12 protein-coding genes are annotated in these 12173 nt (G+C 68.0%); 11 read left to right on the forward strand and 1 reads right to left on the reverse strand.

The features are described from left to right. Nucleotide 1 precedes the first annotated feature (1 nt). Genes ACYSM9_RS01245 through ACYSM9_RS01270 form a run of 6 tightly spaced genes read left to right on the forward strand, consistent with a single transcriptional unit; the run spans nucleotide 2 to nucleotide 6346 of the window. Entirely contained in the window at nucleotides 2-2209 is a 2208-nt protein-coding gene (locus ACYSM9_RS01245; RefSeq protein ID WP_461855159.1) for an acetyl/propionyl/methylcrotonyl-CoA carboxylase subunit alpha, read from the forward strand. Nucleotides 2210-2211: 2 nt separating this feature from the next. Next, nucleotides 2212-3390 carry an acyl-CoA dehydrogenase family protein gene (locus ACYSM9_RS01250; protein ID WP_461855160.1) on the forward strand — a complete coding sequence of 393 codons (1179 nt, stop codon included), beginning with the start codon at nucleotides 2212-2214 and terminating at the stop codon, nucleotides 3388-3390. 20 nt (nucleotides 3391-3410) lie between these two features. After that, entirely contained in the window at nucleotides 3411-4178 is a 768-nt protein-coding gene (locus tag ACYSM9_RS01255; protein WP_461855161.1) for a CoA transferase subunit A, read from the forward strand. Nucleotides 4179-4180: 2 nt separating this feature from the next. Further along, nucleotides 4181-4954, forward strand: coding sequence for a CoA transferase subunit B (locus tag ACYSM9_RS01260; RefSeq protein ID WP_461855162.1), 774 nt, complete (start codon nucleotides 4181-4183; stop codon nucleotides 4952-4954). Next, nucleotides 4951-5502, forward strand: a complete 552-nt coding sequence (locus ACYSM9_RS01265) for a MaoC family dehydratase (RefSeq protein ID WP_461855163.1) — start codon at nucleotides 4951-4953, stop codon at nucleotides 5500-5502. The genes ACYSM9_RS01260 and ACYSM9_RS01265 overlap by 4 nt, the downstream gene beginning before the upstream one ends. A gap of 4 nt (nucleotides 5503-5506) precedes the next feature. After that, complete coding sequence (locus ACYSM9_RS01270) at nucleotides 5507-6346, forward strand: HpcH/HpaI aldolase/citrate lyase family protein (RefSeq protein WP_461855164.1); 840 nt, start codon at nucleotides 5507-5509, stop codon at nucleotides 6344-6346. A 6-nt stretch (nucleotides 6347-6352) separates the two neighbouring features. Here the strand turns inward: ACYSM9_RS01270 and ACYSM9_RS01275 are convergent, their stop codons facing one another. Then, nucleotides 6353-7813 (reverse strand): lipase maturation factor family protein, encoded by a 1461-nt coding sequence (locus tag ACYSM9_RS01275; RefSeq protein WP_461855165.1) that lies wholly within the window; start codon nucleotides 7811-7813, stop codon nucleotides 6353-6355. Between the two features lie 73 nt (nucleotides 7814-7886). Between ACYSM9_RS01275 and dxr the strand changes: the two genes are divergently transcribed. From dxr to ACYSM9_RS01300, 5 genes are all read left to right on the forward strand, one after another. Next, complete coding sequence (gene dxr, locus ACYSM9_RS01280; protein ID WP_461855166.1) at nucleotides 7887-9071, forward strand: 1-deoxy-D-xylulose-5-phosphate reductoisomerase; 1185 nt, start codon at nucleotides 7887-7889, stop codon at nucleotides 9069-9071. A 17-nt stretch (nucleotides 9072-9088) separates the two neighbouring features. Continuing rightward, nucleotides 9089-10420 (forward strand): M50 family metallopeptidase, encoded by a 1332-nt coding sequence (locus tag ACYSM9_RS01285; protein WP_461855167.1) that lies wholly within the window; start codon nucleotides 9089-9091, stop codon nucleotides 10418-10420. A gap of 79 nt (nucleotides 10421-10499) precedes the next feature. Next, the gene (locus ACYSM9_RS01290; protein ID WP_461855168.1) at nucleotides 10500-11171 is read left to right on the forward strand and encodes a MarR family transcriptional regulator; all 672 of its coding nucleotides are present in this window, start codon (nucleotides 10500-10502) and stop codon (nucleotides 11169-11171) included. A gap of 51 nt (nucleotides 11172-11222) precedes the next feature. Continuing rightward, nucleotides 11223-11801, forward strand: coding sequence for a hypothetical protein (locus ACYSM9_RS01295; protein WP_461855169.1), 579 nt, complete (start codon nucleotides 11223-11225; stop codon nucleotides 11799-11801). Nucleotides 11802-11878: 77 nt separating this feature from the next. Beyond that, complete coding sequence (locus ACYSM9_RS01300) at nucleotides 11879-12172, forward strand: YciI family protein (RefSeq protein ID WP_461855170.1); 294 nt, start codon at nucleotides 11879-11881, stop codon at nucleotides 12170-12172. The last annotated feature ends 1 nt before the right edge of the window (nucleotide 12173 follow it).

Genomic DNA, 12173 nt, shown 5'->3' on the forward strand with positions numbered 1-12173 from the left:
AATGACCATTCAGACCCAGGCGGTAGCCGCCAGCCAGGCCGATGCCACCGGCACGCCCTTGTTCAGCACGGTCCTGGTGGCCAACCGCGGCGAAATCGCCTGCCGCGTGATCCGCAGCCTCCGGCAGCTGGGGATCCGGTCTGTGGCCGTCTACAGTGACGCCGACGCCGGCGCGCGCCACGTGCGCGAAGCCGACACTGCCGTCCGGATCGGGCCGGCCGCTGCCGCGGACAGCTACTTGAACATCGGCGCGATCCTTCAGGCGTGCCGGCAGTCCGGCGCCGAAGCCGTCCACCCCGGGTACGGTTTCCTCAGCGAGAACGCCGACTTCGCGCGGGCCCTGGCGGAGGCAGGCATCACCTTCATTGGCCCGGGCGTGGAAGCGCTGAACGTCATGGGCGACAAGATCCGTGCCAAGAACCACGTGGCAGGGTACGGCGTCCCGGTGGTTCCCGGCATCGCCGAGCCCGGCATGACGGACAGCGAACTCACCGAAGCCGCTGCCGCCGTCGGCTTTCCGCTGCTCATCAAGCCCTCCGCCGGTGGAGGCGGCAAAGGCATGCACGTCGTGGAAAAGCAGGCGGACCTGCCGGCCGCCCTGGCCACGGCACGGCGTGTGGCGGCCGCCGCGTTCGGCGACGACACGCTCTTCCTGGAGCGCCTGGTGACCACCCCCCGCCATATCGAGGTGCAGGTCCTGGCGGACGGCCACGGCAACGTCATCCACCTCGGCGAGCGCGAATGCTCCCTCCAGCGGCGCCACCAGAAAGTCATCGAGGAAGCCCCCTCGCCCCTGCTGGAAAACCTTCCCAACGGCGCGGACGTCCGCGCCTGGATCGGCGAGGCCGCCTGCAACGCCGCCCGCAGCGTGAACTACACCGGAGCCGGAACCGTCGAGTTCCTGGTCTCCGACGACGCGCCGGACGAGTTCTTCTTCATGGAGATGAACACCCGGCTTCAGGTGGAGCACCCGGTCACCGAAATGGTCACCGGCACCGACCTGGTGGAATGGCAGGTGCGGATCGCCGCCGGTGCGGAACTGGCGCTCCGGCAGCCCGACGTCAGGCTTTCCGGCCACGCGGTGGAGGCGCGGGTGTACGCCGAGGTGCCGGAAAAGAACTTCCTCCCGTCCACCGGAACGGTGCTCACGCTGGACGAGCTGCCGCCCGGGACGGAGGACCGGATCAGGGTGGACTCATCGCTGGTGGAGGGGCTGGAACTTTCCGCGAACTACGACCCCATGATTTCCAAGGTGATCGCCTGGGGTGCTGACCGCACGGCCGCCCTCGATGCCCTGGACAAGGCGCTGGCCGGCTACACGGCACTGGGCATCGAGACCAACGTGGAATACCTGCGGCTCCTGCTCAATGATCCCGACGTCCGCGCCGCCCGCCTGGATACCGGGCTGATCGAACGGAAACTGCCCGCGCTGGAATTCCGGCACGTCGGTGATCCCGAGCTGGTGGCGGCCGCCCTGTACGCCCTCAGCATGGAGGCACAGAACAATCCCGCACCGGAACACGGGCCGTGGCATGGCAGGAACGGCTGGCGCCTCGGTGCCCCGGCGCCGCGCCGCATTATTCTGGGAACGCCCGACGGCGGCGTGGCCACCGTGCAGGTCGGCGGCAGCTTCAACGGGGGAGCCGCCGCCGTGGTCGCCGTCGACGGCGGTGCGCAGCGGAGCGCCAAGCTGCACTGGTCCAGCCGGCAAAGCGTCGAACTCGACCTCGACGGCCGCAAGCATGGCTACCGGCTGGCACCGGTGTATGCCGGACCGGTGGCACCAAGCCAGGCCAATCCCCTGCCCGGAGTCCCCGCCGCGTTGTTCCTCGGCAACGACGGCTGGTCCTGCCGCCTGGAAGTCCTGACCCGGGAGGCCAGGCTGGAGCGCCTGCTCGCGGCCGTCCAGCGACAGGAAGGTTCCGCCGACCCCGAGGTTCGCTCGCCGATGCCGGGGACCGTCGTGGCCGTCCCGGTCAGCGACGGCGACACAGTGCAGGCCGGGGAGGTCCTGCTGTCCGTGGAGGCCATGAAGATGGAACACCACCTGGTGGCCCCGCTGGCAGGGACAGTGCACCTCAATGCCCGTACCGGGGACCTCGTGAAGGCAGACCAGGTGCTCGCCACCATCCATCCGCAGCCCCCGGGCACAACAGCATCAGCAGAAGCACATCCAGGTACGCAGGACACCGAAGGCGAAGGAGCCTGACCATGGCCGGTTTTGAACTCACCGAGGAATACCAGGACCTCAGCGACACTGTCCGCGACTTCGCGGACAACGTGGTGGCCCCGGTATCCGCCAAGCACGACGAAGAACACAGCTTCCCCTACGAGGTGGTGAAGCAGATGGCCGAAATGGGCCTGTTCGGCCTGCCGTTCCCGGAGGAATACGGCGGCATGGGCGGTGACTACTTCGCCCTGGCGCTCGCGCTGGAGCAGTTGGGCCGGGTGGACCAGTCCGTGGCCATCACCCTGGAGGCCGGCGTGTCCCTGGGGGCCATGCCGGTGTACCGCTTCGGCACGGATGCGCAGAAACAGCAGTGGCTGCCCATGCTGGCGTCCGGCCAGGCGCTCGCCGGGTTCGGCCTCACCGAACCGGAGGCAGGCTCGGACGCCGGCGGCACCAAGACCCATGCCAGGCTCGAGGGCGGCCACTGGGTGATCAACGGCACCAAGGAATTCATCACCAACTCCGGGACGGACATCACCCGCCTCGTCACCGTCACCGCCGTCACAGGGCAGAAGGAAGCAGGGCAGAAGGAACGCGGGGACGGGACGGTGCAAAAGGAAATCTCCACCATCCTGGTGCCCACCGACACGCCCGGCTTCAAGGCGGAAAAGCCGTACAACAAGGTGGGCTGGAACGCCTCGGACACCCACCCCCTGACGCTGAAGGACGTCCGCGTTCCCGAGGCGAACCTGCTCGGCGAACGCGGCCGTGGGTATGCCAACTTCCTGTCCATCCTTGACGAAGGCCGGATCGCCATCGCGGCCCTGGCCACCGGTGCCGCCCAGGGCTGCGTGGACCTGTCCGTCAAATATGCCAAGGAACGCCGGGCTTTCGGCCACGAAATCGGCAAGTACCAGGCGGTCTCGTTCAAGATCGCCCGCATGGAGGCGCGGGCCCACACGGCACGGCTTGCCTACTACGACGCGGCCGCCCGGATGCTCGCCGGGAAGCCGTTCAAGACCCAGGCGGCCATCGCTAAGATGGTCGCAGGCGAGGCGGCCATGGACAACGCGCGGGATGCCACCCAGGTATTCGGCGGCTATGGCTTCATCAACGAGTTCACCGTGGCACGCCACTACCGCGACTCCAAGATCCTTGAAGTGGGGGAGGGCACCACGGAGGTCCAGCTGATGCTGATCGCCCGCGAACTGGGACTGTAGCCGGCCTGAAAGGATCACTGATGATTGACAAGGTTGTTGCCAGCGCCGACGAAGCCGTCGCGGACATTCCCGATGGCGCCTCCCTGGCCGTGGGCGGCTTTGGCCTCTGCGGTATCCCGGTGGCCCTCATCGACGCGCTCCACCGCGCCGGCACCTCCGGACTGGAAACCGTCAGCAACAACTGCGGCGTGGACGACTGGGGCCTGGGCATTTTGCTCCGGGACGGGAGGATCCGCCGCACCATCAGCTCCTACGTTGGCGAAAACAAGGAGTTCGCCCGCCAGTACCTCGCCGGCGAACTCGAAGTGGTGCTCACGCCGCAGGGCACCCTTGCGGAGAAGCTGCGGGCCGGCGGTGCCGGCATCCCGGCGTTCTACACCAAGGCGGGGGTCGGCACGCAGGTGTCCGACGGCGGCCTGCCGCAAAAGTACGACGCCAACGGCGGCATCGCAGTTGCCTCCGCCCCGAAGGAGGTCCGGTCGTTCGGGGGCGTGGACTACGTGCTCGAGGAATCCCTGACCCCCGACTTCGGACTCGTGCATGCCTGGAAAGGCGACCGGCACGGCAACCTCGTTTTCCACGCGACCGCCATGAACTTCAACCCGCTGTGCGCCATGGCCGGCCGCATCACCATCGCGGAGGTCGAAGAACTCGTCGAACCCGGCGAACTGGACCCGGAACACATCCACACCCCCGGGATCTTCGTCCAGCGGGTGGTCCTGGCCCGGGACGGGGAGAAACGGATCGAAAAGCGGACAGTAGCCCTCACCCGGCAGGCAGGAGCATAGCCATGGACCCGAACAGCCCCGACGCTCCCCGGCCCGAGGCCGTCCGCCCCGAGTACCGCCGGGCGGCATCCCAGCATGACGCACCCGGCGACGGCCGGGACACTTCAGAGTCCAAAGGCTGGACCCGCAACGAACTGGCCGCGCGGGTGGCCAGGGAACTGCACAACGGCCAGTACGTGAACCTGGGCATCGGGATGCCCACCCTGATCCCCAACTACATCCCGGCCGGCGTCGAAGTGGTGCTGCACTCCGAAAACGGGATCCTCGGCGTCGGGCCCTATCCTGCGGAGGACGCCGTCGACCCCGACCTCATCAACGCCGGCAAGGAAACGGTGACGGTGAACAAGGGCGCGGCCTTCTTCGACTCGGCGGCGTCCTTCGGCATGATCCGGGGCGGCCACGTCGATGTCGCAGTCCTCGGTGCCATGGAGGTGGCGCAGAACGGCGACCTCGCCAACTGGATGATTCCCGGCAAGATGGTCAAGGGCATGGGCGGTGCCATGGACCTGGTGTTCGGGGCCAAGAAGGTGATCGTGATGATGGAACACGTGGACCGCAACGGCAACCCGAAGATCGTCCGGGAGTGCTCGCTGCCGCTGACCGGCAAGGGATGCGTGGACCGGATCATCACCGACCTCGCCGTCATCGACGTCGTCCAGGACCAGTCCGGCCCCCGCCTGGTACTGCGCGAGCTGGCGCCCAACGTTTCGGCGGAGGACGTGGCCGCCGCCACCGGTGCGGACCTGTTCGAGGAAGACCAGGAACTGACGGTATGACGGGCGGGTTTTCGAACGGCCCCGGCGGGACGGACGACGGCGGCGCCCGCGTCATCGAGCAGCGCGGGCTGTACTTCGACGAACTGGAGGAGGGCGTCACCTACGCGCACCGCCCCGGACGGACGGTGACCGAAACGGACAACGTCCTGTTCACCACGCTGACCATGAACACCCAGGCCCTGCACCTGGACGCGGCCTGGAGCGCCGGGCAGCCCTTCGGCCAGCGGCTCATGAACTCGATGTTCACCCTTGCCACCATGGTGGGACAGTCCGTCACCCAGCTGACGCAGGGGACCATCATCGCCCAGCTCGGCCTGACCGACGTCTCCTTCCCGCATCCCCTCTTCCACGGCGACACCCTCTATACGGAGACGGCCGTCACCGGCAAGCGGCTGTCGGCTTCACGCCCCGGCCAGGGCATCGTGACCATGGAGCATACCGGGCGCAACCAGGACGGCACGGTGGTGGCCCGGGCCACCCGCAGCTGCCTGATGTGGACCCTGGAGGCACACAGGGGAGCGCAGGCCGGCCAAAACACCGGAGAATAGCGTTATGACCTTTGTAATGGGCCCCGCCTTGCTGTTCTGCCCCGCCGACCGTCCCGAGCGGTACCAGAAAGCGGCCGCCCGGGCCGATGCCGTGATCCTTGACCTTGAAGATGCCGTGGCGCCGGCGGACAAGCAGCGCGCCCGCGGAGCGATCCTGGCCCAGCTGGGCACCACAGGCGTGGAACCGGAGCTGGAGCCCAGCTGCACCATCGTCAGGGTCAACCCCGTGGGCACGGAGGACTTCGAAAAGGACATGCACTGCCTGGCCCACACCCCCTACCGGACCGTGATGCTGGCCAAGGCTGAGAGCGCCGAACAGCTCAAGGCGCTGGACGGCTACCAGGTGATCGCACTGTGCGAAACGGCGCTGGGGGTGTTGAACGCCCCGGCCATCGCCGCCGCCCCCAACGTCGTAGGCCTGATGTGGGGAGCCGAGGACCTGCTGGCAACGCTCGGCGGCACCTCCAGCAGGAAGGACGACGGCGGCTACCGGGCTGTGGCGCTGCACGCCCGTTCGTCCGTGCTGGTTGCCGCGCGTGCCTACGGCAAGGAGGCGGTGGACGCGGTCTACACCAACATCCCCGACCTTGACGGGCTCGCGGCCGAAGCTGCCGACGCCGTCGCCTCCGGGTTCAGCTCCAAGGCATGCATCCACCCCAGCCAGGCCGCCGTGGTCCGCACGGCCTACGCGCCGTCCGCGGACGAGGTCGCTGCTGCTGCCGCCCTCCTGGAGGCTGCCGAATCGGCCGGGTCGGGGGTCTTCCGGTACGAGGGGAAAATGATCGACGGACCCATCCTCAAGCACGCCCAGGAGATCATCCGGCGGGCCCAGGGGATGGGCTAAAGGCTGTTATTGCCGCCTCCCCGACCGCCGCAGGGACGTGGGCGGGATCGGCTCATACAGCAGCGTCCGCACCCAGCGGTCGCCGGTCTCCCGGAACTCCTTCCGGGTGGCGAACCGGTAGTGGAAGCTGCGCACGCGCACCCAACGGGGCGCGGCGCCGTCGAACGGGTCATGCCGGAGCAGCCGCAGCACCTGCCGGTCCGCCGCCAGCAGCTTGCCCAGGAAGGCGTAGAACCATTCCTCGTGCACGCTGCGCAGCGGCAGGAACCACATCAGCCAGTCCAGCCGCAGGTGGTACGGCGCCCACTGCCGCGGCAGCCGCCGCACGTCCCCCGGCTTGCCCTTGAAGCCGTACTCCCGCCAGTCACCGCCGTCATCGGGGTCTTCATCAAGCGTGCCCTCCACCACGATCTCGATGCGCTGCTTGGTCACCGTCCCGAAGGCGCCGTAGGTGTTGACCAGCTGCCAGCGGTTGAAGCTGGCGTTCATCAGCTGGCGGCGGGAGAAAAGGTTCCGCAGCGGCCAGTAGCTCAGGACCAGCAGCAGCAAGGAGGCGGCCAACGTGATGGCCAGCCACCACAGCGGGGTTTCCCGGTCTGCACCCGGGTGCCAGTCCGCGGGGAGCACCGGCAGCACCGCGTGGGCCACCGGGTCGCTGACGGCGGAGAACGCCAGCACGATCGCGATCCAGTTCAGCCAGGCGAAGTTGCCGCTGGCGACCAGCCACAGCTGGGTGATGATGACGACTCCGGCAGCCACGCCGGCCACCGGCTGCGGCGCGAACAGGAAGAAGGGCACCACCAGCTGCGCGAAGTGGTTGCCCACCACTTCGATCCGGTGCAGCGGCTTGGGCAGCAGGTGGGCCTGCCGGCTGAGCGGACCCGGCATGGGCTGGGTTTCGTGGTGGTAGTACAGGGCCGTCAGATCCCGCCATTCCCGGCCGCCGCGGATCTTGATCATTCCGGCGCCAAACTCCAGCCGGAACACCAGCCACACCACCAGGATCAGGATGGTGCGCGGCGGGTCGGTCTGGTCCGAGCCGAGGAATCCCACCGTGAAGCCCGCTTCCAGGAGCAGCATTTCCCAGCCGAAACCGTAGAACGTCTGCCCCACGTTCACGATCGACATATACAGCAGCCACAGGGCCAGGAACGCCAGCAGCGGAACCCAGGGCGGCCCCAGCTGCGGGATCCCGGCCACCAGCAGCGCCGAGACCACCAGCCCGACGGCGCAGACGCCCCGCAGCAGTGCATCCGAATACCGCCAGCTGAACAGGGTGGGCCGGCGCAAACGGCTGAAGCCGGCGAGGAATTCCGGGACGGGAAGCAGGCCGCGTTCACCCAGCAGGGCAGGAAACTGGTTCAGTGTGGACAGGAACGCGACGAAGTACAGCGCAGCCACCCCGCGCTGCAGTACCTGCCGGGCGAATTCATACTCCGGCGCGTCGAACCAGGACAGCCAGTCCACGAAATCCACGTTACGCCGGGCCGCCCCGGGGTCAAGGCGCGGAAGGCCCGGGGCTGTGCGGGATACTTAATCAATGCAGCCACGCAGAATCGTCCTCCTCGGATCCACCGGTTCCATCGGCACCCAGGCGATTGACGTCGTCGACGGCGCCCCTCACCTTTTCGAGGTGGTGGCACTCAGCGCCGGCGGAGGGAACCTGGAACTGCTGGCCCGCCAGGCCGTGCACACGGGGGCTGCCGCGGTCGGCATCGCCGATGGGGACCCCGCCCGGCTGGAGGGATTGATCGCCGAGGCCGCCGCAGCAGCCGGCCGCCGCGGCTACCGTCCCGAGATCATCGCCGGCCCCGATGCCTCCACCCGGATCGCCGCTGTCCCGGCGGACGTGGTGCTCAACGGCATCACCGGTTCCATCGGGCTGGCACCCACGCTGGCGGCCCTGCAGTCCGGCGCCACCCTGGCGCTGGCCAACAAGGAATCCCTCATCGTGGGCGGCAGCCTGGTCAAGGCGGCCGCGCGGAACGGCCAGATCGTTCCCGTGGACTCAGAGCATTCGGCCATTGCCCAATGCCTGCGCTCCGGCACCGCCGGCGAGGTGGAAAAACTCGTCCTCACCGCGTCCGGCGGCCCTTTCCGCGGCCGGAACCGGGAGTCGCTGCAAAGCGTCACCCCACAGGAGGCCCTGGCCCACCCCACCTGGGACATGGGCGTCATGGTCACCACCAACTCGGCCACCCTGGTGAACAAGGGCCTGGAAGTCATCGAGGCGCACCTGTTGTTCGACATCCCGCTGGACAGGATCGACGTTGTGGTCCACCCGCAGTCCGTGGTGCACTCCATGGTCCAGTTCATCGACGGCTCGACCATAGCCCAGGCCTCGCCGCCTGACATGCGCCTGCCGATCGCCCTTGGCCTCGGCTGGCCCCACCGGGTGGCCAAGGCCGCTCCCGCGTGCGACTGGACCCAGGCGGCCACCTGGACCTTCGAACCGCTCGACGTGAAGGCATTCCCCGCCGTGGACCTGGCCAAGGACGCCGCCAAACAGGGCAGCACCTTCCCTGCAGTCTTCAATGCGGCCAACGAGGAGGCGGTTGCCGCGTTCCACGCCGGCCGCATCAGGTTCACCGACATCGTGGATGCGGTGGAGGACGTCCTCAGCGAACATTCAGGTTCCTCCGGGCTGACTGTGGAATCCGTACTGGATGCTGAGAACTGGGCACGCGCCCGCGCCCACGAACGTTTAGCAGTCAGCAGTCTCTAGGAAGCAGCAGCACCTCCATGACCCCTGTCCTACTCTTCATCCTCGGCGTCGTCTTCGTTGCCATCGGCATCGCAGCGTCCATCGCGCTGCACGAGGTGGGCCACCTGGTGCCGGCCAAGCTCTTCAAGGTGCGCGTCACCAAATACATGATCGGCTTCGGGCCCACCCTCTGGTCCCGGCGGAAGGGCGAGACGGAGTACGGGATTAAGGCCGTCCCGCTGGGCGGCTACGTCTCCATGATCGGCATGTACCCGCCGAACAAGGACGACGGAACGGTCAGGCCCTCCAGTACCGGCATGTTCCAGACCCTGGCCACCGAGGCGCGCTCCATGGCGCACGAGGACGTGGGGCCGGGCGATGAAAACCGCGTGTTCTACCGCCTGCCGGTCTGGAAAAAGGTCATCGTGATGCTCGGCGGCCCGGCCATGAACATGGTGCTTGGGCTGCTGCTTACCGCTGTGCTGCTGATGGGCTTCGGCGTTGCCACGGCCACCACCACCATCGCCGACGTCTCCAAGTGCCAGGTGGCGGCGGGCGAAACCGTGGACCCGGACTCGGCCGACTGCCAGCTGACCCCCGCTGCCGCCGCAGGGCTGAAGCCCAACGACACCATCACCTCCTTTGACGGCAAGGCTGTCACCAGCTGGGCGCAGCTGACGGAATGGATCCGTGCCTCGGCCGGCCGGGACGTGGCCATCACCGTGCAGCGGGACGGCACGTCCGTGTCAACCACCGTCACCCCCGTCCTGTCGGCCCGGCCCGTGATGGGACCGGACGGCCGGCAGGCCACCGACGCATCCGGCACCCTGCAGTACCAGGACGTCGGGTTCCTCGGCATCGGTGCCCAGACCGCGCTGGTGCCCCAGCCGGCGTCGTCCGTCCTGCCCATGGCGGGGGAGAACATCCGGCAGGTGGCGGGCGTGGTGTTCAACCTGCCGGCCCGCGTGGTGGGCGTGGCCAAGGCCGCCTTCAGCGAGGAACCGCGCGATCCCAACGGCCCCATCAGTGTGGTGGGAGTGGGCCGGGTGGCAGGTGAGGTGGCAGCCATGGAGGCGGTGCCCCTGCAGTCAAGGCTGGCCACCCTGGTGGGACTGCTGGCCGGCCTGAACTTCGCGCTCGCCGTGTTCAACCTCATCCCGCTTCTGCCGCTTGACGGCGGCCACGTGGCCGGAGCGCTTTACGAAGGCGCGCGGCGCCAAGTGGCAAAGCTGCGCGGCCGGCCGGATCCGGGGGCGTTCGACATCGCCAAGCTCCTCCCCGTGACCTATGTGGTGGCCGCGCTGCTCATCGGCATGAGCGTGCTGCTGATCTACGCCGACATCGTCAAACCGGTAAACCTCTTCGGCTAATATCACCCCCTAATGGCTGATTTTCTCATATCAGTCATTTTTGATTGATTCTTGGAAATCAGTCATCTACGGTTGAGGCATGTTCGTAATGACCATCGATCAGCGCGGCAGCACCGGGGACGTGGACCGGGTTCCGGACCTTCTTTCCGAACTCGCGGGCCTCGACGTTCAAGGCCCGGGACGGCCTGTCTTCGAACGCTCGGTGGGGGATGAGGTGCAGGGTGTAGTGCAGGGTGCCGGCGCCGTGGTGGCCATCGCCCTTCAGGCCCTCCGGGCGGGACGGTGGTACGTGGGAATCGGCGTGGGAACGGTGTCACTGCCGGAGGGCGCCAGCCCCCGCGAGGGCACGGGAACGGCGTTTGTCGCCGCACGGAAGGCCGTGGAACTCGCCAAAGCCGCCGGCTCCCAGATTCCCTTGTCGGTGGCCGCCGGCACTATTGGCGGTGAAGCAGGTGTCCCGGGGGAGGAGGCGGTGAAGGCATGCGCCAATGCGGAAGCGGTGCTCCGGTTGCTGGGCCGTCTCGTCCAGGAACGCACGGACGCCCAGTGGCGGGTGGTCGATGCCCTGCGCCGCCAGACCCCAGGCCGCCACGGAAGCCAGAAACAGGTGGCCCGCGAGCTTGGAATCACGGAACAGTCGGTGAGCCGTACCGTACTCCGCTCCGGATGGCAGGAAGAATGGGCGGCACGGCCTGCTGCGGCCATGCTGCTGGAGTATGCCCATTCGCTCATCCCCGGAACAGGGGAATGAGGGCCGCCGTTCCGCTACGGGCCGGATTGACGGCCCTGGAAGAGGAGTCCCATGGATGCACTGTGGATTGCCGCCGCCCTGGTGGCCGCCGGATTCGCCGGCTGGCCCGTCACGGCGCTGGTGTTCAAGCTCGCCAGGACCATTGACGACAGGGCGGACGCCGCGAAGGCCGCCGCGAAGGCCCGGCGGGCGGTCGAGGATCCCGCCGCGGACGGCACCGTGGACCCCGGCGTCCGCGATGCCGACGACGGCAGCCAGCATGTCGACGGCAAACAATCCGTCGCTGGCACCCGGCCTGTCGACGGCAACCTGTCCGTGGACGGCGAGCTGACCGCCGAACCCGGCCGACCGCCGTCGGACGGCCCGGCCGGGGACGCCGCTGCCCACGGTCAGCGCATCCTGCGCGGCGGAGCCATCATCGGCGTCCTGGAGCGGCTGGGTGTGTGCCTGGCCATCCTCACCGGGCAGCCCGTGGCCATCGCCTACATCGTTGCCATCAAGGGCCTCGGCCGGTTCGCCGAACTGAAGGAAACCCCCGTGGCAGCGGAACGGTTCATTATTGGAACGCTGGCCTCGATGCTGTGGGCGGCCGGCATTGCTGCCACCGCCAAAGTCCTGTTCCTGCACTGAAAGCCTGGTACCTGCGGAGCCCCTCCGTTGGGGCCGCCGGATGGGTGCGAAGCCAGCCATGGCGATAGGGTAGCGGTATGACAGTTTTTGCCGTTGAGTACGTTTATGCCGCCAACTCCACAGAAGCCCGCAACGAGACCCGCCCCGCACACCGCGAGTGGACCGGCAACCTGGCGCAGGACGGTGCCATCCTGGCCAGCGGCCCCTACGGTGACGGTGCCGGCGCGCTGCTGATCTTCAAGACCGCCGACGAGGCCACCCTCAACTCGATCCTCAAGCAGGATCCCTACGCAGCAGCCGGCGTCATCGCCGGAACCCGCATTACTGAATGGTCACCGGTGATCGGCATGTTCGCCGGGCTCGCCGCGTAGC

This window comes from Arthrobacter sp. C152 (genome assembly GCF_054890965.1).

Excerpts from the sequence above, each read along its gene's own strand:
- ACYSM9_RS01245 (WP_461855159.1), top strand. The coding sequence starts at position 2 with ATGACCATTCAGACCCAGGCGGTAGCCGCCAGCCAGGCCGATGCCACC.
- ACYSM9_RS01250 (WP_461855160.1), top strand. The coding sequence starts at position 2,212 with ATGGCCGGTTTTGAACTCACCGAGGAATACCAGGACCTCAGCGACACT.
- ACYSM9_RS01255 (WP_461855161.1), top strand. The coding sequence starts at position 3,411 with ATGATTGACAAGGTTGTTGCCAGCGCCGACGAAGCCGTCGCGGACATT.
- ACYSM9_RS01260 (WP_461855162.1), top strand. The coding sequence starts at position 4,181 with ATGGACCCGAACAGCCCCGACGCTCCCCGGCCCGAGGCCGTCCGCCCC.
- ACYSM9_RS01265 (WP_461855163.1), top strand. The coding sequence starts at position 4,951 with ATGACGGGCGGGTTTTCGAACGGCCCCGGCGGGACGGACGACGGCGGC.
- ACYSM9_RS01270 (WP_461855164.1), top strand. The coding sequence starts at position 5,507 with ATGACCTTTGTAATGGGCCCCGCCTTGCTGTTCTGCCCCGCCGACCGT.
- dxr (WP_461855166.1), top strand. The coding sequence starts at position 7,887 with ATGCAGCCACGCAGAATCGTCCTCCTCGGATCCACCGGTTCCATCGGC.
- ACYSM9_RS01285 (WP_461855167.1), top strand. The coding sequence starts at position 9,089 with ATGACCCCTGTCCTACTCTTCATCCTCGGCGTCGTCTTCGTTGCCATC.
- ACYSM9_RS01290 (WP_461855168.1), top strand. The coding sequence starts at position 10,500 with ATGTTCGTAATGACCATCGATCAGCGCGGCAGCACCGGGGACGTGGAC.
- ACYSM9_RS01295 (WP_461855169.1), top strand. The coding sequence starts at position 11,223 with ATGGATGCACTGTGGATTGCCGCCGCCCTGGTGGCCGCCGGATTCGCC.
- ACYSM9_RS01300 (WP_461855170.1), top strand. The coding sequence starts at position 11,879 with ATGACAGTTTTTGCCGTTGAGTACGTTTATGCCGCCAACTCCACAGAA.